21 protein-coding genes are annotated in these 21,587 nt (G+C 43.1%); 5 read left to right on the forward strand and 16 right to left on the reverse strand.

The features are described from left to right. Window positions 1-43: 43 nt before the first annotated feature. The 8 genes from odhB to cdaS all read right to left on the reverse strand — a co-directional run bounded on the left by odhB (window position 44) and on the right by cdaS (window position 11,674). Window positions 44-1,297, reverse strand: a complete 1,254-nt coding sequence (gene odhB, locus AC07VD_RS13945; protein WP_130572473.1) for a 2-oxoglutarate dehydrogenase complex dihydrolipoyllysine-residue succinyltransferase — start codon at window positions 1,295-1,297, stop codon at window positions 44-46. 15 nt (window positions 1,298-1,312) lie between these two features. Beyond that, window positions 1,313-4,147, reverse strand: coding sequence for a 2-oxoglutarate dehydrogenase E1 component (gene sucA / locus AC07VD_RS13950; RefSeq protein WP_494721836.1), 2,835 nt, complete (start codon window positions 4,145-4,147; stop codon window positions 1,313-1,315). Window positions 4,148-4,375: 228 nt separating this feature from the next. Next, window positions 4,376-6,292 carry a vWA domain-containing protein gene (locus AC07VD_RS13955; protein ID WP_494721835.1) on the reverse strand — a complete coding sequence of 639 codons (1,917 nt, stop codon included), beginning with the start codon at window positions 6,290-6,292 and terminating at the stop codon, window positions 4,376-4,378. 10 nt (window positions 6,293-6,302) lie between these two features. Beyond that, a complete protein-coding gene (locus tag AC07VD_RS13960; protein ID WP_076458024.1) occupies window positions 6,303-7,217 on the reverse strand; it encodes an AAA family ATPase in 915 nt (304 codons plus the stop codon). Between the two features lie 62 nt (window positions 7,218-7,279). Further along, window positions 7,280-7,870, reverse strand: coding sequence for a superoxide dismutase family protein (locus AC07VD_RS13965; protein ID WP_124058270.1), 591 nt, complete (start codon window positions 7,868-7,870; stop codon window positions 7,280-7,282). 92 nt (window positions 7,871-7,962) lie between these two features. Continuing rightward, on the reverse strand, window positions 7,963-9,216 hold the full coding sequence (gene cwlS / locus AC07VD_RS13970; protein ID WP_124058272.1) for a D-gamma-glutamyl-meso-diaminopimelic acid endopeptidase CwlS: 1,254 nt from the start codon (window positions 9,214-9,216) through the stop codon (window positions 7,963-7,965). Between the two features lie 381 nt (window positions 9,217-9,597). Next, window positions 9,598-10,815 (reverse strand): macrolide family glycosyltransferase, encoded by a 1,218-nt coding sequence (locus AC07VD_RS13975; protein WP_124058273.1) that lies wholly within the window; start codon window positions 10,813-10,815, stop codon window positions 9,598-9,600. A 235-nt stretch (window positions 10,816-11,050) separates the two neighbouring features. After that, a complete protein-coding gene (gene cdaS / locus AC07VD_RS13980; RefSeq protein ID WP_010886531.1) occupies window positions 11,051-11,674 on the reverse strand; it encodes a cyclic di-AMP synthase CdaS in 624 nt (207 codons plus the stop codon). 265 nt (window positions 11,675-11,939) lie between these two features. On the opposite strand from cdaS, the gene AC07VD_RS13985 reads away from it, so the two are divergent. Continuing rightward, window positions 11,940-13,298: an MATE family efflux transporter gene (locus tag AC07VD_RS13985; RefSeq protein ID WP_003231218.1), complete on the forward strand. Its 1,359-nt coding sequence runs from the start codon at window positions 11,940-11,942 to the stop codon at window positions 13,296-13,298. Window positions 13,299-13,313: 15 nt separating this feature from the next. Next, window positions 13,314-14,162, forward strand: a complete 849-nt coding sequence (gene rsbRC / locus AC07VD_RS13990) for an RsbT co-antagonist RsbRC (RefSeq protein ID WP_024572324.1) — start codon at window positions 13,314-13,316, stop codon at window positions 14,160-14,162. A gap of 25 nt (window positions 14,163-14,187) precedes the next feature. Here rsbRC and bshB2 read toward each other — a convergent pair whose 3' ends face one another. From bshB2 to rarD, 4 genes are all read right to left on the reverse strand, one after another. After that, window positions 14,188-14,853 carry a bacillithiol biosynthesis deacetylase BshB2 gene (gene bshB2, locus AC07VD_RS13995; RefSeq protein ID WP_003231215.1) on the reverse strand — a complete coding sequence of 222 codons (666 nt, stop codon included), beginning with the start codon at window positions 14,851-14,853 and terminating at the stop codon, window positions 14,188-14,190. An 18-nt stretch (window positions 14,854-14,871) separates the two neighbouring features. After that, the gene (locus AC07VD_RS14000) at window positions 14,872-15,222 is read right to left on the reverse strand and encodes a YojF family protein (RefSeq protein WP_003231213.1); all 351 of its coding nucleotides are present in this window, start codon (window positions 15,220-15,222) and stop codon (window positions 14,872-14,874) included. Further along, a complete protein-coding gene (gene yoyC, locus AC07VD_RS14005) occupies window positions 15,219-15,497 on the reverse strand; it encodes a protein YoyC (protein WP_003231211.1) in 279 nt (92 codons plus the stop codon). The genes AC07VD_RS14000 and yoyC overlap by 4 nt, the downstream gene beginning before the upstream one ends. A gap of 75 nt (window positions 15,498-15,572) precedes the next feature. Continuing rightward, window positions 15,573-16,469 (reverse strand): EamA family transporter RarD, encoded by an 897-nt coding sequence (gene rarD, locus AC07VD_RS14010; RefSeq protein WP_124058275.1) that lies wholly within the window; start codon window positions 16,467-16,469, stop codon window positions 15,573-15,575. 98 nt (window positions 16,470-16,567) lie between these two features. On the opposite strand from rarD, the gene AC07VD_RS14015 reads away from it, so the two are divergent. Beyond that, window positions 16,568-17,041, forward strand: coding sequence for a spore germination protein GerT (locus AC07VD_RS14015; RefSeq protein ID WP_124058277.1), 474 nt, complete (start codon window positions 16,568-16,570; stop codon window positions 17,039-17,041). Window positions 17,042-17,075: 34 nt separating this feature from the next. Here AC07VD_RS14015 and AC07VD_RS14020 read toward each other — a convergent pair whose 3' ends face one another. Continuing rightward, entirely contained in the window at window positions 17,076-17,312 is a 237-nt protein-coding gene (locus AC07VD_RS14020) for a hypothetical protein (RefSeq protein ID WP_004399366.1), read from the reverse strand. An 84-nt stretch (window positions 17,313-17,396) separates the two neighbouring features. Further along, window positions 17,397-18,731, reverse strand: coding sequence for a gluconate:H+ symporter (locus tag AC07VD_RS14025; RefSeq protein WP_124058279.1), 1,335 nt, complete (start codon window positions 18,729-18,731; stop codon window positions 17,397-17,399). A gap of 364 nt (window positions 18,732-19,095) precedes the next feature. Between AC07VD_RS14025 and AC07VD_RS14030 the strand changes: the two genes are divergently transcribed. Further along, the gene (locus AC07VD_RS14030) at window positions 19,096-19,485 is read left to right on the forward strand and encodes a tautomerase family protein (RefSeq protein ID WP_014477090.1); all 390 of its coding nucleotides are present in this window, start codon (window positions 19,096-19,098) and stop codon (window positions 19,483-19,485) included. A 377-nt stretch (window positions 19,486-19,862) separates the two neighbouring features. On the opposite strand, the gene yodB is transcribed toward AC07VD_RS14030, so the two are convergent. Continuing rightward, window positions 19,863-20,201, reverse strand: a complete 339-nt coding sequence (yodB, locus tag AC07VD_RS14035; RefSeq protein ID WP_494721834.1) for a transcriptional regulator YodB — start codon at window positions 20,199-20,201, stop codon at window positions 19,863-19,865. A gap of 129 nt (window positions 20,202-20,330) precedes the next feature. Between yodB and AC07VD_RS14040 the strand changes: the two genes are divergently transcribed. Continuing rightward, window positions 20,331-20,939, forward strand: a complete 609-nt coding sequence (locus AC07VD_RS14040; protein WP_024573521.1) for a nitroreductase family protein — start codon at window positions 20,331-20,333, stop codon at window positions 20,937-20,939. A gap of 42 nt (window positions 20,940-20,981) precedes the next feature. Here AC07VD_RS14040 and AC07VD_RS14045 read toward each other — a convergent pair whose 3' ends face one another. Further along, on the reverse strand, window positions 20,982-21,584 hold the full coding sequence (locus AC07VD_RS14045; protein WP_024573520.1) for an alpha/beta hydrolase: 603 nt from the start codon (window positions 21,582-21,584) through the stop codon (window positions 20,982-20,984). Window positions 21,585-21,587 lie beyond the last annotated feature (3 nt).

Raw genomic sequence — 21,587 nt, forward strand, 5'->3', positions numbered from 1 at the left:
ATCAAAAAAGGTACATCACTTTATCGTGATGTACCCTTTTTTATTATCCTTCTAATAAAAGCTGTTCAGGATCTTCCAGTAAATTTTTGATTGTCACGAGGAAGCCAACCGCTTCTTTACCGTCTACAATCCGGTGATCATAAGATAAAGCGAGATACATCATCGGACGGTTTTCGAAACGCTCTTCATCAATTGCTACTGGGCGCAGCTGAATCTTATGCATGCCCAGTATACCGACTTGAGGGCTGTTTAAGATCGGAGTTGACATCAGTGAACCGAAAGTCCCTCCGTTGGTAATCGTGAAGGAACCTCCCTGAAGCTCGCTAAGGGTTAATTTATTGTTTCTTGCTTTTTTCGCAAGCTCGCCGATCTCTTTTTCGATTCCTGCAAATGTCAGGCGGTCCGCATCTCGTACTACCGGTACGACAAGGCCTTCATCAGCAGCAACAGCGATACCGATATCATAGAATTTCTTAACGATCAACTCATCGCCTTGAATTTCTGCATTCAACAGCGGATATTTTTTCAATGCAGCCACGACCGCTTTCGTGAAGAAAGACATAAAGCCGAGCTTCACTTCATTTTGCTCAAAGAATTGATCTTTGCGGCGTTTTCTGAGATTCATGACAGCCGTCATGTCCACTTCATTAAATGTGGTCAGCATCGCTGATGTTTGCTGTACCTCTACAAGGCGTTTTGCAATCGTTTGTCTGCGGCGTGACATTTTTTGCACTTCAACAGGTTTGTCAAAGCTTTGCTGTGCTTTTTGAGCCTGAGGCTGCTGTTTTTGCTGAGGAGCCGGTTTTGATGCCGGTTTTTCGTACGCTTCGACATCCTGCTTGCGCACTCTTCCAAGCGGATCTCCAGTTGGAACTTGAGACAGGTCAATTCCTTTTTCTCTCGCCAGCTTACGGGCCGACGGAGAAGCGATCGTTCTTGATTTTGCTTCAGATTGTGTTTCCTCGCTCACCTCTTGTGCAGCTGGTTCAGCCTGTTTCTCTTCTTTCACGCTTTCCTTGCTTTCTGCTTTCTCTGTAGGAGCAGGGGCAGAACTTTCACCCGCGCCTTCTGAAATCGTACCGATAATTTCTCCGACCTGGACGGTATCACCCGAATCTTTCAATACCTCTTGAAGTACACCCGATTCTTCTGCTGTCAATTCAACATTCACTTTATCCGTTTCTAGTTCAAGCAGATATTCACCCTGTTCTACATAGTCACCAGGCTGCTTTAACCATTGGGCTATTGTTCCTTCTGAGATTGATTCTGCTAATTCAGGTACCTTAATTTCCGCCATTTTTTCATTTCCCCCTTAGTTTTTGCGAGTCAAGCTATCAGATACAATACGTTCCTGTTCTTTTTTATGAACTGTCGGATCTCCCTCTGCAGGGCTGGATCGTCTTCTGCGTCCAATATATTGAACGCTTACTCCCTCTGGTGCAATCTCTGTCAAATACGGGCTGATATAACCCCAAGCCCCCATGTTCTGCGGCTCTTCCTGCACCCAAACGATTTCTTTCAGGTTCGGAAGTTTTGCAAATAACTCTTTGACTCCTTTTGCCGGGAATGGATACAGCTGTTCAATTCTCGCAATGTGAAGCCACTCTTTACCGTCTACTAACTTATTAAAATGATCACTGATGTCTATAGACACTTTACCGCTGGATAATACAAGTCTGGTTACTTTTTCATAGTCATGAGAAAGTCCCGACTGTTCATAAACAGGCTGGAAGCGGCTTTCGCTGAGCTCCTGCACTTCCGACACCGTATTTGGGTTGCGAAGAAGGCTCTTCGGCGTCATAATGACGAGCGGTCTGATTTCTTCACGAAGCAGCATTTTAGCCTGTCTTCTTAAAATATGGAAATACTGTGCCGCGCTTGTCAGGTTGGCAACCGTCCAGTTGTTTTCTGCTGCAAGCTGCAGGAATCGCTCGATTCTTCCGCTTGAGTGCTCAGGCCCCTGTCCCTCGTAACCGTGCGGAAGCAGCATGACTAATCCGGATTTTTGGCCCCATTTCGCGCGTCCGGCAGAAATAAATTGGTCAAAATACACTTGAGCAGCGTTGGCAAAATCTCCGTACTGCGCTTCCCACAAAACAAGCGTTTCCGGTGAATGCACGTTATAGCCGTATTCAAAACCGAGAACCGATCCTTCAGACAGAGGGCTGTTATGAACAGCAAATGATGTGCTGCAGTCAGATAAGTGATGAAGCGGCACAAATTCTTCGCCCGTCTCACTGTCATGAAGCACAAGGTTTCTTTGGGCGAACGTTCCGCGCTCGGAATCCTGTCCTGTTAAACGAATCGGTGTTCCGTCTTTCAAAATTGAAGCAAACGCGAGTGATTCTGCCAAAGACCATTCCACTTTTCTGTCATCATCGAACGCCTTGGCGCGTCTTTCTAAAATGCGCTTTAGCTTGCCGAAAACATTAAATGACTCCGGCCAGTTGATCAATTCGCCATTCAGCTTGCGGAGCACATCAAAATCAATCGAAGTGTCCACATCTGGGAAACCGTTTGATACAGGCTCTGGAAGTTCAATTTCACAGGCAGTGTGTTCCTTTTTAGACGGAACTTTCTGATATGCATCTTCAATGCGCTTCGTTACCGATTTTTCGATGTTTTGAACGACTTCCTCGGTAAGTACGCCTTCTTTTACCAGCTTTTCAGCGAAAATTTGTTTGACGGTCGGATGCTTTCTGACAGCATCATACAGCATTGGCTGAGTGGTTGACGGTTCATCCATTTCGTTGTGTCCATAGCGTCTGTACCCGATCAAATCAATCAGAAAATCCTTGTTGAATGTTTTTCGGTATTCGACCGCAAACTTAACAGCTGAAAGACAAGCTTCAGGATCGTCCGCATTCACGTGAACAATCGGAATTTCATAACCTTTGGCCAGGTCGCTGGCATATTTTGTCGATCTGGATTCAGCGCTTTCTGTTGTGAATCCGATCATGTTATTGGCGATAATATGAATCGCACCGCCTACTTGATACCCTTTTAAAGAGCTTAAATTCAATGTTTCAGCTACAATTCCTTCCCCAGGGAATGCAGCGTCTCCATGGATTAAAATGGCCAGCGATTTTGTTTCATCTTGTACCGGGTATCCGCTTTGTGTTCGCGTTTCCTGTGCCGCTCTTGTGCTGCCTTCAACAATCGGATTGATAAATTCCAAGTGGCTCGGGTTGTTCGCTAACGTAATGCGCGCTGATTTTGTTTCAGCGTCTTGAAGCTCCCGATTCGCCCCCAAATGGTATTTGACATCCCCTGTCCATCCGTAGCTGATTCCAATTGATCCCTCAGACGGGACAAGATCTTTGTTCGGCGCATGCTGGAATTCAGAGAAGATGATTTCATACGGTTTGCCGAGCACATGTGCCAAGACATTCAGGCGTCCCCTGTGCGCCATCCCGATGTTGACACTTGTCGTACCTGATTTGACAGATTGTGCAATAATGTCATCAAGCACTGGAACAAGAGCGTCCAGACCCTCAATGGAAAAGCGCTTCTGCCCGACGAATGTGCGGTGCAAAAACTGCTCGAAGCCCTCTACTTCAGTCAGTCTTTCCAGCACAGCCGACAGTTTTTCAGCTGAGTTCTTCTGGAACAGCTCGCCAGATTCAATCTTTCTTGTCAGCCACTCGCGCTCTTTGAAGTCATGCACATGGTCAAATTCAAAAGAGATGGTTCTTTTATACGTATTTCGTAAATACTGAATGGCTTCTAAACCGTTCGTAATGTTTTTAGGAGCGTCTTTGCAGATGACAGACGCAGGTATTGCTTTTATTTCCTCTTCTGTTAGCCCGTAATCGGATAATGGAAAAAGTTCGCTCTTTTTCCCATCCTTTCTGAGCGGATTGACGGAAGCGTTCAAATGGCCATAGGTTCGGATATCTTCTGCAAGTCTGACTGCGGATGCGATCTTTTGAATCAGATCGGCTGTAACACGTCCCTTTTCTTTTGTTCCCGAGGCCTCTTTTATATCGCTTGGCGGAGCACCGAGCTCGTCGAACATTTCCTTCAAATCCGGGTCAATGCTGTCCGGATCCTGGGTATATTGATCGTAAAGCTCCAGCGCATAGCCGAGGTTCGGACCGTAAAAATCTTCCCAATTCATTCGTTGTTTCATACTATTTTGAAACATTTGAATATTACCCCCAACTTAGATAATCAAGTGATTGATTCACTATCTTGAAATAACTTTCGAACGCTGTGTCCAAAATTATGTAATAAAAACGCTTCCAACGATATTTTACCACTGTTTGCAATTTGATTCTACCTTGATTGTTCACAAAATAGTAAAAAACCTTTATAAAAAACAAAAAATTTAATCATTCGAAAAAACAAACGCCAAAAAGCATAGGATTAAGGGCTACCCTATGCTTTTATGAAGCAGTTTTTTCAGCAGCGGATACAGAACATCCGGTAACTGATCAACATCCGGGACAAATATACTGAATTTTCCGTACATATCCTGGATCGTCTTCATTTGCGATTCTTCTATTTCTGAGTTGGAGAGAAAAACATTTATCACTTCTATTCCTCTTTTTCGGGCTTCGATAACCGCCTCACTTGTATCGACGATCCCATTTTGTTCGTAGCCAAATGCGGCCGGCTCTCCATCTGAGAAAACAATTAAGAACTTTTGCGCCTCGCTGCGATGCAGCATTTTTTTCGTCATCTGCCTAATTGCGTACCCGTCACGGTTATCTTCTTCTGGCTCAAGCTGCATAATGGCCGGTCCAGACTCTTGTCTTAATGATGATTGGAAGAGAATAACCGTATTGAAATAGTTTGGCTGGCTTGTTTCGGTTGCATCATTTGTGTCCTCCCAGAACCCGACAATCTGATGCGGAACCGCTACCGATTTCAACGCTTCGTGAAACAGCACGATTCCTCGTTTTGTTTCGTCCATTTTGTCGAACATGCTGGCTGAACAATCGACCAGCAATGTAAAAACTGCGTCGATTTCTGAAGATGGTTCTTGCTTTTTGTAGAACAGGCGCGGATTTCGCTCAGTGAAGTAGCGAAGAAGCTTATTGTTCAGTCTCCCGGCATGAAGGTCTGTTCTCGGCAATGTTTTTTTATGTTCAAGCGTTTTTTGAATCATTTGTTTCAAACGCTTTTGATACGATTCAATCGTTTTTGCCTGCTGTTTATAAGAAAGCTCTTCTTCACTGGTTGCCGGCTGCGGTTCTTTATAAATTGGAAATGCATATTTATTTTCTTTGCCGTCAGCCATACCCGCTCCGTTCGGCTGGTCTTTTTGGGACTCCAGCGCTTCCAGCTTGGAATAGTCTTTCCGTTTCGTTTGTCTGGCTGATCCTTGAACAGAGCCAAGGGCCTGATCTCCATCGTCGCCTTCCCTTGAAGCATCTTTTCCTAAATCTGATTTTGCGCCGTGTTCAATATCAAATTGAAGGAAGCTTTTGGACGGTGCTTCTGTTTCCCTGTGCCATGTCGGCATTTCTTCTTCATGGATATCCTCATCACCGTCTGATTGTTTTGGAAGCGTGATGTCATCACTCAGCTTCGGCGCTTTTTTCTCTTCTTCAAATAACGGCTGTTCTGCAGCTTTTGCGTAGTCAAGCTCAGGCAAAAAGAAGTAGGTGTTCAACATGTCTTTATCGAGCACCTCTTCAAGCCCATCCATGAGGTCCTCAACAATTTTCAGAACCTGCCGTGTCGAATCTGCTTCATACACACGCAAGAGCTGCTGCTCAATAAACGGGCGCATCAGATCGATATCTTCACGCATGGACGGAAGGGTCTCAAGCGGCGATTCCGCTGTGAGCTTGACATAGATCGCGCAAAAGAGCGCATCGGTAAAAATGCTTCGTTCCAAATTTAAGGTCAGCTGGGTTGAGAAATGTTTTCTGTACATGTCTTTTCGCTTCGCAAATACATGTTTCGTACCCGGACGCTCATGTTTGATGCGTTCTTCGATTCTAATGTCTTCAAGCAGCATAAAGAGCTGCTTGGCAAAACTTTTAAACGTAAGATGGCGATGGATATCATTCAAAAAGTTCGCAAACTCATGCAGCGAGCTATATCTTGTTCCGACTGAACGCAGGTAGACGTCGCTTTTCAGACCCGCTTCCATGTCCTCAGCTGCCCTGTCTTTCCAAAAGTGGCTCATATAGATTTTCTTTTCAAATGGATTGTAATAGGACTGAACGCCATACTCCACTTCTACCGCTTCACTCTTGGTGAGTGTTTTGGCCAAATCAGTCAGCATCATAAATAAAAATGAATCAATTGTGCTGTCGTTAAATTTGATAAATTTCATCGCAGCCCCCTCATTCAAACAGAGTTTCTGCAATATTTCGGACGGCCGCTTTTTCCCGATCATCATCAAGCTTTTCTACAATTCCCCGCTCAATAGCACGACGCGGCGGAATATAAGCAGCTAAATCACATGTATCGATTAAAGCTCTGATGGATGCCGCTTCTTCAGACACCTGTCCGTTATTGGCCTGAACGATCAAGTCAGAGGAAAGCGTGATAAATCTGTCAATCAATTTCTCGTCTTTCAAGGCTGACTGAGACATGAGCACTTGTTTCAGCAGCTCGCCTTTAATATAAGGCACATCAATGATGACAAAACGGTTTTTCAACGCTTCATTCAGAGGAACAGTTCCGACATAACCTTCATTGATGGCTGCAATGACTCCGAAACCGCCTTTAGCCCGAATGACCTCGCCTGTAAACGGATTTGTCATCATTTTTCTGTAATCTAATACACCGTTTAAAATAGGCAGTGTTTCCGGCTTCGCCATATTGATTTCATCTATATAAAGAAAATGGCCTTCCTTCATTGCCTTTGTAACAGGTCCTGAAACAAACTCGATTGTTGCCTGGCCAGATTGATTTTCAATCGTTTTATAACCGACCAATGCCTCAGCGTCCAAGTCGACTGAACAGTTGACGCTGTGCATCGGTTTATGAAAATAGCTGGACAATGTTTCTGCCAACTTTGTTTTTCCTGAACCTGTAGGCCCTTTCAGCAGGACATTTTTCCCCATGGCTAATGCAATAATGGCGTCAAATAAAATGGCTTCATCCTCCGCCTCATAGCCTGATGTTCCTATAAGCGATTGAAACTCTGGGGAAATAGGCTGCTCTTTATATGATAAAAGCTTTTGTTGTATATCTTCCGGCAATGTTAAGTGCTGTAGTTGTGTTGTCATAGACAGATTCCCTTTCCTATTCATATTCCTTAACGAGTATACTAAAAAAGCCCCTGTATGCTCAATACAAAAGGGCTTGGATGATATTACTGCTTCTCGTTATTTCCCAAAAGGGCTCCGCAGACAATACGCGCACCGGAATTGCCGCTTGGGTTTGTCAGATAATCGTCGGCTTGTTCATGAATAATAAATGCACTTCCGTCCTCGTCGAGAATATTTAGTTTACTTCCTTTTTTCAGTGAAGTGTCAGGCGCATTCATAATGACATCTACCTTTCCATCAGCACCGACTTCAAGGTTAGGCAGATCTCCGGCATGATGCCCCATCGGATTGTTGAAGCCGTGTTCTTTGTTCAGTGGATTAAAGGGACCGCCCGCTGATTCAAAATCCGGCCTGACACAAGAACCTTTCTCATAAATATGAAAACCGAGAGAAGCACCTGGACGCAGGCTGTTTGCGGAAATATGGATATCGAGGCCTTCATCATCTGATTCTTTGATCTCTATAAAACCGACTGCTTTCCCTTCACGATTGACCAACTGGACATGATGACCAAACACTGACGTTTCAACCACTTTTTTTTCCGGCACCCGGTTAGGAGGGTCTGGAGGTTTTTTTTGTCCGCATCCGGCAACTCCCAGTGCCGTCAGCATCATCAACAGCAAGAGACGGTACATACTGTCTCCCCCTTGTTTTTTCTAACAGTGTGGTCAATCATTGTCTGGTATAAACAAAAAAGCCTATAAAAGGCTTTTTGTCATACTCATTTTTAAAAATAACTTCTTGCGCCCAAGTACCGCTGTTTCCAATACGAATTGCTGAGATTGGAAATGTCGACGCCCGATGAGCTTGCATGAATAAAATCACCGCCGCCTAGATAAATCCCCATGTGAGACGGGCCGGATTTATATGTGGTAAAGAAGACAAAGTCTCCTACTGACGGCTGGCTGACTTTCTGCATGACATTCCAATATCCTGCCGTACTCAATCTTGATATAGATGATACATTATTAATGAGGTAATAAATGAAGCCGCTGCAATCAAAACCGGCAGGCGTGTTTCCGCCCCATCGGTAAGGCACTCCGACATATTTTTTCGCTTCCGTTATCATTCTGTCAATCTTCGAACCTATTTGAATGTTTGACCCTGAGTTATCTTTTGGCTTTGTTGGCTTTGTTGGCTTTGTCGGATTTGAAGGATTAGATTTTGATGCTCCCGAAATAGTCAGAACCTGCCCGATTTGCAACACATCCGATGATAAATTGTTTTTATCACGGATGCTTTGGACAGTGACTCCGAGCCGATTTGCAATTTTCCACAGCGAATCGCCTGCTTTTACCTTGTACGTCGTTGTTTTTGAGGGATTGGAGTTTGACGGCTTTTTGGAACCGCTGTTTCCGCTCTTCGGTGAACTGCTTCCTTTTATTTTGAGTACCTGTTTAGGATAAAGTGTATCTGATGTTAAGCCATTTAAGGTTTTTAATTCGGCTACAGTCATATTTAAGCTGTTTGCGATTTTCCACAGTGAGTCACCAAGCTTGACCGTATATGTACTTTTTGAAGAACCTGAAGAATTGGAACCGCTGTTTTTCTTTGATCCATTTGATCCACTTGAACTGCTTGTCCCTTTGATCTTAAGCTTTTGCCCCGGACGAATCAGGTCACTGCTCAGGCTGTTTAAGCTTTTAAGCTCAGAAACACTCATTTTATGATTTTTAGCAATCATCCATAGGGAATCACCATATGCAACTGTGTATGTTGATGTTTTGCTTGAATTAGATGGGGATGTCGTGCTTTTTTTGCTGCTTTCAGGAACCTTAAGACTTTGTCCGACATAAAGCACCGTTGATTTCAATTTGTTTTCGGATTTCAGAGCTGATATTGTCGTATCATACTGGCGGGAAAGTTTCCAAAGAGAGTCACCGCTTTTTACTTTTATCGTTTTTGCTTCCACGGGTGCTGCGGCCATCGACGACCCAACAACTGCAGAAACAGCCAAGCCGGCTACAATCTTCTTTTTCATTCATTCAACCTCCTAAACTGTTTTTTTGCAAAAACAGCTAGTATTTTGTTTCCAAAAATGGCACACAACTGTTTTATCGTCAATTTTTCAGCAAGTTAAACCCTTTTCAAACATTTGGCGCAGCATTTTCAGCATCGTTCGACCTTTAAACCTTCAAATAAACATCTAACATTTTACATAAGCACGATATGTTTTTCGAAAGTCTAAGGAACTATTTAAGCGAGGGTAAAAATGATGGTTTTCTATTGATGAACGAAGCAGTTTCTCCTCCTTTCTTGTCTATTTTTCTAATCAATTCTCTATCGGCGTGTCAAATCCCTTCCTCTGCATTCTTATGAAATGGCAAAAAGCCTGTTCTTTCGATAAGAACAGGCTTTTACACTATGCATTTGCTGATTGAGTTTTTTGTTTTACAGCTTCAAGAATGCTGTCGGCTGCTTTTTTAGAGCCGCCTGCCGCTTTCAGTGATTGTCCAATTTCTTTTGCCTTTTCAGCATACGAACGATTATTCATTACTTCTTGTATCGTATCTTTCAGTAGGCTTTCAGACAATTCTTCCTTTTTAATTACTTTTCCTGCGCCGACTTTTTCTACCTGATCTGCGACAACAAATTGGTCGCCTCCCATCGGAATGACAACGAGCGGGGTTTCAAAATACAAACCTTCACTTGTGCTGTTCATTCCGCCGTGGGTCACAAATAAGCTGGCTCTTTTCAAGATCTCAAGCTGAGGGACATACGGGCGTACAATGAAATTCTCCGGAATGTCGTTTAACTCACTTGTTTTAATATGCTTGCCGATGGAAAGCACAACTTTACCGTCAAAGTCCTTACACACTTCAAGGCATTGATTAAAAAACTGCTTTTGATTATTAAAAATGGTTCCCATTGAAATAAACAGCACGTTTTCATTGTCAATCTGATCAAATGGGAAATCATTGTTTCCGGCTCTTTCTGTAATGGAAGGACCGACAAATACATATCGCTCGCCAAATTGCTCAGCCAGTGGCTGAAATCCCCTTGATGTAAAGATGATTGTCAAGTCACCATCAGCTAAAAAAACATCAAATGGCTTCTTGATCTCTGCTTGAAAATCAGCATTTAAAGTTTCTGCAAGCTGCTGGTATGATTCATAATGAGGCGAATCTTCAAGTGATCCTTTCATGTACGCTCCCATCATTTCCTTCGCAAATTCCTCATTCATCGCAAAGGTTGTACACAATGAAAATCTTGGCAGCTTCAGCAGGTTGGCGATGACTTTACCCGCGAGAAGATGGTGATCATATATGACATAATCATACGATTCATGTTTGACTTCCTCATAAATATGAGTCGCAATATCTTTACAGCTTTTCAAAAAAGCGCAGATCATTTCAGTAAAGTCTCTTTCTTCATCACCGGTTGCGTTTTTCCCGAAGTAATCTCCCCTGAAATCATGATACTCACGAAACTCTATATCAAGAGCTGTGATTTTTTCTTTATATTCCTTCACTGCGTAGTACGTAATGTTTTCTCCCCGAGATTTCAGCTCCTTCATCACACCGATAGAGGGATTAATATGCCCTTCACCGGGGAAACCGATCATTAATACATTTGCCATGCGGCAGCACCCTTCCTTTGAAAATTTATATAATATTTTATACGGTACTATAAATACATAAACAGGTAAAGTATTTCACTTTATTAATATTCATCACATATAACTTTTCTACCAGTTTATATTCCCTGTCTTCAAGACAAAAAGCATTCAGCTTGAAGCGAATGCTTTAATAAAGATACGAATTCAGTCATTTTGTCTCATGATAGGATTCTTAATCAGGCCCTTTTTATTATTTTTACGTTCTTGGTGAAATTAACGGATATAATACACCGTCTTTGGCAAACGACATCTTACCTGTTTCCTCTGAAACCACGAGCACCAGTGCATCCGTATAGCCCGACATACCGAGAGCCGCCCGGTGCCGGGTTCCCAAATGGATATCCACTTCCTTCGTCGTCAGCGGGAGCACATTGGCTGCTGACACGAGTTTGTTTTCCCTCACTAATAAAGCACCGTCATGAAGAGGGTTTCCGGGAAAAAAGATGCTTTCAATTAATGAAGAGCTGATCTCGGCGTGTAGGGAGGTGCCTTTTTGAATAAAACGTTCAACCGGGTCTGCTCTTTCAATCACAATTAAAGCTCCATGCTTATGTTCCGATAAGGCTTTAATCGCCTTGGCCAGCTCAATAAATGCCGGCGTAAATTCCTCAATGTATGATTGCAAATAAAAGGAGGATGCAATCCCCTGCATGTCCTGAAAAACGTGCCCCAAATCATCTAATTCACAAAGGAGACACTGGTCTTTTTCGTGAAGCGTTTTCAAGATTAGAGATGCATCACCTAATATTTGCTCTAAGTACACCTGTATTTTCCCCTTGAACGCATTTTCTGATATCTGCTCATAGCGCATAGCCTTCATCTCCTGTTCAAATTTCCAACTTTTCACGAATGCTTATCTTATTGATGCACATTCTATTGGTAAAGGAGGGATGTAAAGAATGGAAATCGAAAGAATCATTCAGTATATTTGCACCTTTTTAGGCGTGATTTCGCTTTCTTTTATTTATGCCCAAATGTTTAGAAAAACGAAACCGACAAAAAAAGAATAGGCCCGGCGTTCATTGCTTTTTATACATAAAATGTTATAATTTCTCTCGTTATGAAAAAGAAACGGAGATCAATGTATGAAAGAAACTCAAAACGCCCGGGAAAAAATCAAACAGCTCTTGCACATTTTAATACCGATATTCATTACCCAAGCGGGGCTTTCTCTGATCACTTTTCTAGATACTGTGATGTCAGGGAAAGTCAGCCCCGCTGATTTAGCTGGTGTCGCCATTGGCTCAAGCCTTTGGACCCCTGTTTACACAGGACTTGCAGGTATATTAATGGCGGTAACCCCGATTGTCGCTCAGTTATTAGGTGCAGAGAAAAAACAGAAGATTCCCTTTACTGTTTTACAAGCTGTATACGTGGCCGCGCTTCTTAGCATCGCCGTTTTAGTGATTGGATATGCTGCAGTTGACCTTATTCTTGGCCGATTGAACCTTGATATTCACGTGCATCAGATTGCTAAACACTTTTTAGGCTTTTTATCACTGGGAATTTTCCCTTTATTTGTTTACACCGTGTTGAGATCATTCATCGACTCATTAGGAAAAACGAGAGTCACCATGATGATTACACTCAGTTCTCTTCCAATCAATTTTGTATTGAATTATGTATTTATCTTCGGGAAGTTCGGAATGCCGGCACTTGGAGGTGTAGGCGCGGGACTGGCATCCGCGTTAACTTACTGGTGTATCTGCATCATCAGTTTTTTCATTATTCATAAAAACGCACCGTTTTCTGAATACGGGATTTTTCTTACCATGTATAAGTTCTCTTGGAAAGCATGCAAAAATTTGCTCAAAATCGGGCTGCCTATTGGGTTCGCCGTGTTTTTTGAAACGAGCATTTTCGCAGCTGTCACGCTTCTAATGAGCCATTTTCATACAGTGACCATCGCGTCCCACCAGGCAGCCATGAATTTTGCGTCTCTTTTATATATGCTGCCGCTTAGCGTGTCCATGGCTCTAACAATTGTTGTCGGATTTGAAGCGGGTGCAGCCCGTTTTAAGGATGCACGCTCATATAGCTTAATCGGCATCATGATGGCGATCGGCTTTTCTTTGTTCACTGCCGCCTGTATCCTTTTATTCAGAGAGCAAATTGCGGGCATGTACACTTCTGACCCCGATGTGCTCCGGCTGACACAGCACTTTTTAATTTATGCGCTATTTTTTCAGCTTTCCGATGCTGTTGCCGCACCGATCCAGGGAGCACTCAGAGGGTACAAAGATGTGAACTATACGCTTGCGGCCGCTTTTGTCTCTTACTGGGTCATTGGCCTTCCGGTCGGTTATATGGTCGGTACGTTTACAAGCCTCGGTGCATTCGGCTATTGGATTGGATTAATAGCGGGACTCGCCGCCGGAGCAGTTGGGCTGTTTTTCAGGCTGGCAAAACTGCAAAAACGTTATTCGCAAAAACAACACATTTAAAAGAGGTGATCAATCATGGCAAAAAATAAAAAATTATTCGAGTATCTTTCCCAGCATGCGGAAACCATCAGTTCAACATGGTATGAAACAATCGAGGAGACTGATCCCAATTCCATTTATGCCTCAACAGACCCTGTTGTCATTCACAATTTAAAGAGCCAGAATCTTGCCTTTAACTATAAAATAAACCGTATTTTTATAGATGATGAGGACATATACTTGCCTATACTGAAAGAATGGGCCTTTGAAGTCACACAGGATCAAGAGCATTTAAAAACTCCTATCCACTATATTATTCGGGAGTTTGTCAGAGTGAGAGATTTATATGTTTCTTATGTGAAAGAATTTGTCCATCTCAATCAGAATACTGTGAAAAGCGAAGAAGCCGAAGACCTGTATCACGCCCTTATAAAAGCGTTTGATCTTGTGATTCATATTTTTATAGAAGAAATGTACAAAAACACAAGCCTTCAGCTTCAGGCCCAAAAAGATATGATTACTGAATTGAGCGCTCCGGTCATCGTGCTGTTTCACAGCGTCGGACTGCTGCCTTTAATCGGAGATATTGATACAGTCCGCGCCAAGCTGATTATGGAAAACACACTGCATCAATGTGCGAAAAAAAAGGTGACACAACTGTATATTGATTTGTCAGGAGTAGCTGTGATTGATACGATGGTTGCCCATCAGCTGTTCAGTCTGATTGAGGCGCTTCGTTTAATCGGTGTTTCTTCAACTTTGTCTGGAATCCGTCCGGAAATCGCGCAAACAGCGGTTCAGCTAGGTTTGTCTTTCGAAGGTATTTCCTTGAGATCCACTCTCGCTTCAGCAATTGCATCGGACTTAAAATTAAAAAAGGTATAAGGCTTAAGGCCTTATACCTTTTTGATTAATCATTCCATTGATACGTCCAATATATTTCTTCTTCAAACCATGTTGCCATAACAGGTTCATTATTTTTCAATTTCTCTTCAAGCTCTCTGAGCATGCCTTCTGTTTGTGTGCGGTGAGCTCTTAACGCATTCATTTTAATATCAGCTACTTCTTTGATATCAAGCACGACATCAGCTTCGCCGAGAACCTCTTCTCTGTTGCGGGTAATGGCCATGCAGATTGTACGCGGACGGTCTTCTTTCTTTTTGCGATATAATGCACGGATAACCGCTTCCCCGCATGCATCATGGTCAGGGTGCACACCGTGTCCGGGATAAAATGTGACAATTAAACTTGGTTTTACATCATCTATGATCTCTTCCATGATATCAGCTAAATACTCATCGTCTTCAAATTCGAGCGTTTTGTCACGGAGTCCAAGCATACGAAGGTCATTGATATCCATCTCTTTGCAAGCATTGATGAGCTCTTGTTTTCTTAGCAGCGGCAACGTTTCCCGATTCGCGAAAAATGGATCGCCCATATTTCTGCCCATTTCACCTAAAGTGGCGCAGGCATACGTAACGGGAATGTCTTTTTTTCTGTTTAAGGCAATGAGGCCTGCCACTCCATATGATTCATCATCAGGGTGAGGCAGGATTACTAGTACATGTTCTTTCATTATTATTCACCCTTTTCTTTAAACTGTGAACGGTTTTTCGCTGATTTGCAGAGAAATAGCCAGTTTACCGCCCGGCAGGTGTCCCGCCATTAATAAACGGTTTTCTTCATCTACCGTGTATTCAGTCAAGCCTTCAGCATAAATCCAGCCTTCTTCTGTTTTCAAGCCAACGCGGTAAGGCCCGTTGCCTTTGATTTTTGCCTGATGATAAGTGACTTTTGCATTGCGAATATACGCAACAACCGTCATGTTCTTTTCATTTAAGTGCGCTGAATAAGAACCTGTGGTGGTTTCTAAATGGATATATACAGGGCGGTCCGCATATCGTTCTAAAGATGCTTGCACATCTTCTTTTATGATCGCTTTCATGATTGCTCCCCTCTTTCTTCTTTTAAATACTCTGCACGTTCTGTATGTAATTTGACCAGCTGATATTTCACAGCCGGTTCGAGCTGTGAATTCACAATGCGCTGAATCGCGGCAAAATATTTTTCCAGCATCGGTTTTCGGAGTCTTGGATGTGTTCGTTTATCCAAGAGCTCAAGATCAATCGCCTCTGCTACCGCTTCTGCGTCATCATGTGCGAGAGATCGGTTATTCCAAAGTGAAGCATAGGCTTTCACTATCTCTTTATCATTGTCCATCGTCTTGCTCCTTTATGTCTTACATACATGAAATGATTATACATAATATATGCATCAGCTGAAAAGCCAAAGGCCTCAATGGCTTTTTGACGCCCGTTTCCACTTCACTTGTGAAAACGTAAACAAGAGCAGCGCAGCCCATATACAGCTGAATGTAAAAGCCTTCGAGCTTGAAAATGGCTCATGGTAAACAAACAGCCCGATCAGCAGGGTAATGGTCGGCGCAATATATTGTAAGATACCGACTTGATACAGTGGTAGCCGTTTCGCTCCTTCCGCAAACAATAAGAGCGGCAAAGCCGTAAACACACCGGCCAAAAAGAGAAGCAGCCACGTCCCTCCGCTTTCTGCACCCGCTGGCTGATCATGTCCACTGAACAGCAAATACCCCAATGCAATGGGCATAATCATGAATGTTTCCAGCGTTAAGCCGATGGCGCTCGGCAGGCTTGTTCTTTTTTTGCTTAACCCGTACAGCCCAAAGCTGAATGCAAGCAGAAGCGCAACATAAGGAATGGAGCCGTATTGGAACGCCGAGATGATGACACCGGCTGCCGCAATCGAAACGGCCACTAATTGCAGGCGATTCAGTTTTTCCTTTAAAAATAAAATCCCAAGGAGTACTGATACAAGCGGATTAATGTAATAGCCAAGACTAGCCTCAAGCAAAAAGCCATGGTTGACAGCCCATATGTATACAAACCAGTTGATCGAAATCAGGATAGAAGCAAGAAATAAAGAGAGGATCCCTCCGTTCTTTTTCAGAGAGCGCAGCTCCTGCCATCCTATTTTCCATTTCCGCAAGAAAAAAAGTACGATACACATAAAAACAAAAGACCATATAATACGATGAGCCAAAATATCAAGAGCCGGCAGCTGTTCGAGAAGCTTCCAATAGAGCGGAAACAGGCCCCACATGATAAAGGAAACGGCTGTGTAAATAACGCCTTTTTTTGTTTCTGAATATTGCATTTATATCCCTGCCTTTCTTTAGAGCATCTTATATTATATCACGTGAAAGATCTGGCGGGCATATACTATTTTGTCCGTGAAGAAAGGATGTGAAGACAATGTTTGAGTGGAACAAGTACTTTCCTTTCCACAATCAATTTTCTAAAGAAGCATTAAAAAAAGCTGATCCGAAAGAAGTTGAAACGTATGTCAATCGTGTGATGGAAAGTGTGTTCGGCAGTGATTATGCGGCTCAATTTCCTTTCCGCGATCCTCTCCCCCAAAAAGAACATCCCGCCAAACCTGATGCAAAACCTGATGTCAAACCTGATATTGATATATTCGAAACAGCAGACCATGTGTTTGTAAAGGTGCCAATCAGCGAAGAATGGCTGGAACAAGTGAGAATCAAACACACATCTCACGAATTATGGTTGGAAAACCTCCCAATAGCAGATCATCCGAAAAAAGTAAACCTTCCTTGTTTAGTCAAACGCAAAGGAACAAAAGCCGTCTATAAGGATGGCCTTCTGGAAGTCATGTTTCAAAAGCAGCAAGACTACAATATGTCCGAGGTAGAAATCATCCGATAAAAAACGGCCTGCAATCGATGCAGGCCGTTTTTTATTAATAGAAGCCGGGATATCCCCCGTATGGCACGCCGGCACCAAAACCGTACGGTCCGCCTCCATATCCATAAGGGCCAGGAGGATAGGCATAGGGACGAGAATAGTTAAACAGCGCACTCCCGAGAAAACCGCCTAATAAACCGCCGACTAGAGGAGCGCCAAACAAAAAAGGACTACGCGCCGGATATCCGGCTGGACCTGGGATTCCGCGTAAATACGAATGATGAGGGTACATGATTTTTTCCTCCTTTATGTCTGCCTATACGTAAAGTATTCAGCAAGGAAGAAAAACGATTGGGCTACGGACTGTCTTTGATTGTTACATCACAAGCCCTGCCAATAACACACAGCCGAGTCCTGTAACCGAAAGAACTGTTGTAAGCAACGTCCAGGTTTGAAATGTTTCTTTCATGCTCAAGCCGAAAAATTCCTTTACCATCCAAAATCCTGCATCATTTACATGACACGCAATGACACTGCCGGCTCCTGTTGCAAGCACCATTAACGCGGGGTTTACACTGCCAGCCTCCATAAGCGGAGCTGCCATTCCCGCTGTGGTAAGCGCAGCCACGGTAGCAGAGCCTAGACACAGACGCAGAACCGCGGCGATGGTCCATGCAACGAATAGCGGCGACATGTTTGTTTGACGGAAAAAATCAGCGACATAATCGCCGACTCCGCCGTCAATCAGCACCTGTTTAAACGCTCCTCCCCCTCCTATGATGAGCAGCATCATCGCAATTTGCGAAATTGATTCTGAAATAGATCTGCTGATTTCCTGCATAGATATTTTACGGGCATATCCCATCGTATAGAGTGCAAGCAACAGCGAAATGAGCATTGCCGTTCCCGGAGTGCCGATAAATTCTATAATGTCTTTTCCTTTTGAATGTTCACTCAATAATAAAGAAAAAACTGTTGCCATTGCCATAAAGATAACCGGGAATAAAGACGTGACAGCACTGATCGCAAAGCCCGGTGTTTCATCCAGCTGAAATTCTTTCCTCGGTCCTAACCCCGATAAGTTTCCATGCTTTTGATACGCACCAGGAAACCGTTTCATCGCAAATTTATTAAATAAAGGCCCGGCAATCATAGTTGTCGGAACAGCGATGATGATTCCCAAAAGCAGCACCTGGCCAATATGGGCACCATATGCAACTGAGATAGCAGTTGGAGCAGGATGCGGGGGCAAAAATCCGTGAGTAACATTTAAGGCGGCGGCCATCGGGATTCCCAGATACAGAAAAGGCATTTTTAATTCTTTAGCAATCGCGTAAACAATCGGTATCAACAGAACAAGACCGACTTCAAAAAACAGCGCAATACCGATGATAAAAGAGGCAACCACAACCGCCGCCTGTATTCGTTTCCTCCCGAATTTGTCAATCAGCGTAATGGCAATCCGATAGCCGCCCCCAGCATCTGAGACAAGCCTCCCAAGCATCGCGCCAAGTCCAAACACTAAAGCTAAATGCCCCAGCTGCCCGCCAATTCCAGCCTCAATTGAAAGAACAATTTTATTGATATCCATTCCAAGTCCGATGGCTACTAAAAATGAAACGACAATCAGTGAGACAAAGGTATTTAATTTTACTTTAATAATGAGAAATAACAGAATCAGCACTCCGACAGCTACAATTAAAATCGGCATGGTACCCCTCCAAAAGTGTTTTATATGATTCTCGCGACAATGTTTTGGCGCTTTTCATGCCTAGATGAACAGAAAGCGCTTTCATTAATAACTAAAAACGTCTTGGTTATATGATTGTTATCTTTTGATCAACTAATATGTTCATACTAATCTCCTAATCAATGACTGTCAATCGTTTTTATGAGCTTGTCTCGATTACCTACCGCCTAACTCAATGATTTATTAGTTATATGTTGATTAACTTTTGGTTATATGTTATGTTTTTTAAAGTTGACTGCCAATCATTATATCTCTCCATTGTCTGGAAGCAAATGAGACAATATGAGAACAGACGGATAACAACTTCACAAGAGGAGGAGTACACATGCCATTATTGCGTTTTGATGTAATTGAAGGCCGTGACGAAAAATCGCTGCAATTGTTATTAGATACTGCTCACCAAGCGATGGTTGAAGCGTTTGGTGTTCCGGAAAGAGACCGTTATCAAATTGTCCATCAGCATCCCGCAAACGAGCTTATAATCCAGGATACGGGATTAGGGTTTCAGAGAACCAAGGATCTGGTCATCATTAGCATGACAAGCAAAGCAAGAACCGAAAGCCAAAAGGAAAAATTGTATGCTCTGCTTGCTGAAAGGTTAGAAGAAAAATGCGGAATTTCCCCTGAAGACCTCATGGTATCTATTACTGAGAATGGTGACGCAGACTGGAGTTTCGGTCTCGGTGAGGCGCAATTTTTGAATGGAAAACTATAAGATTTCGTCTCCCCATAAAAAAAGAGAGAGCTCCAAAGAAGCTCTCTCTTTTTTTCATAAATGCGGAAGTCATCAGTATAGAAGCATCCAGCAATACGAAAAACCTGGATCTCCTTTTAGATCCGGTTTAAATGCCAATTGGAAGCTGACTTTGGCCGAAAATATAAAATTTTGCTGATTTGCATAATAAGATAACTCATAATCCCCATTTACAACAGGTTGGATGCTATAACTTATTGATCATTTCCATGAACATGACACTTTTGCCAATCCGGAAATGTCAGTCTGACAAATATAAAAAGTCATGTAAACGGGTGTGAACCGTACTTACATGACTCACCATGGAAACAAAGGCTCTTTTTCAGACGCCGCTTTCCTTATTTCTCTTCTTCACACACTGTGTCACCAGGCTCGCAAAATTGATCGGCCCATGCCTGCATCTCTTGAAATACAGCTTGAAGCGCCGTTCCTTTTTCAGTCAGCGTGTAGATGACTTTGACCGGCGTTTCAGGGAGAACCTGCCGTTCGACAATCTCGTTTTGTTCAAGCTCCTTCAAGCGCTCTGCCAACATTTTTTGGCTGATCATCGATATTGTTTCCGTTATCTCTTTAAACCGTTTCGGCCCATCCATTAGCACATGGATGATCAGACCGTTCCATCGTTTTCCCAGCAATGAGAATGCGGATTCCATTTTAGGGCACATCGTATTTCCCACAAGTCTTCATCCCTTCATCTATTGATTGACATGTATTCAATGATCCATTACAATAATCTTTCAAGTTACATTTAGTAAGCTTCTAACTTTTCTATTATCATACCACGTTTATCCGAAGGAGGAAACACTATGACGAATACTCTGGATGTTTTAAAAGCACGTGCATCTGTAAAGGAATATGATACAAATGCCCCGATCTCTAAGGAGGAGCTGACTGAGCTATTAGACCTTGCCACTAAAGCGCCTTCTGCTTGGAACCTTCAGCATTGGCATTTTACAGTATTCCACAGCGATGAATCAAAAGCGGAGCTTCTTCCTGTAGCGTATAATCAAAAACAAATCGTTGAGTCTTCTGCTGTTGTTGCCATTTTAGGCGATTTAAAGGCAAATGAAAACGGTGAAGAAGTTTATGCTGAATTAGCAAGCCAAGGCTATATTACGGATGAAATCAAACAAACATTGCTCGGCCAAATCAACGGTGCTTACCAAAGCGAGCAATTCGCACGTGATTCAGCTTTCTTAAATGCTTCTTTAGCTGCTATGCAGCTTATGATTGCCGCAAAAGCAAAAGGTTATGACACTTGCGCAATTGGCGGATTTAACAAAGAGAAGTTCCAAAAGCAATTTGATATCAGTGAGCGCTATGTTCCGGTTATGCTAATTTCAATCGGCAAAGCAGTGAAGCCTGCGCATCAAAGCAACCGTCTGCCGCTTTCAAAAGTATCAACTTGGCTGTAAGGATATGAAAAACCTTAGTCCGAAATCCGGACTAAGGTTTTTTTATACAATCGCCTCTTTGTACCATTCACGAGCCTGTTCAGCTTCATGCTGAGTCAGCTGATGGCCCCCGTCCTGCCAGAAAACGGAGGCTGATGCCCCGCTGTCACGTAAATAGCGGTAAAGCTCTTCTGATTCTTCCTTCGTGCAAAGAGGATCGTATTTCCCGGCACCGATAAAAACAGGGAGCCCCGCCATATCAGGCAGCTCGATACCCCGAATCGGAACCATTGGATGATGCAGAATAGCCCCTTTTAACACATCTTTATAATGAAAAAGCAGGCTTGCCGCAATGTTTGCGCCGTTTGAATAACCGACTGCAATCACTTTGCCGCGATCAAACTGATGCGTTTCTGCAGCCTCGTCGATAAAATCTTTCAATTCTCTTGTCCGCACCACAAGATCTTTTTCATCAAAAACTCCTTCACTCAGACGTTTGAAAAATCGCGGCATTCCATTTTCAAGCACCGATCCTCTGACACCAAGCAAATGGGCATCAGGGTCTATAAACCGCCCCAATGAAAGCAGATCGTGTTCATTACCGCCCGTGCCATGCAACAGCAAAAGTACGTTGTCAGATGTTCCTTTTTCATAAATATGCTTCATTAT

It is taken from the genome of Bacillus sp. GW821-FHT01G09 (assembly GCF_059422205.1).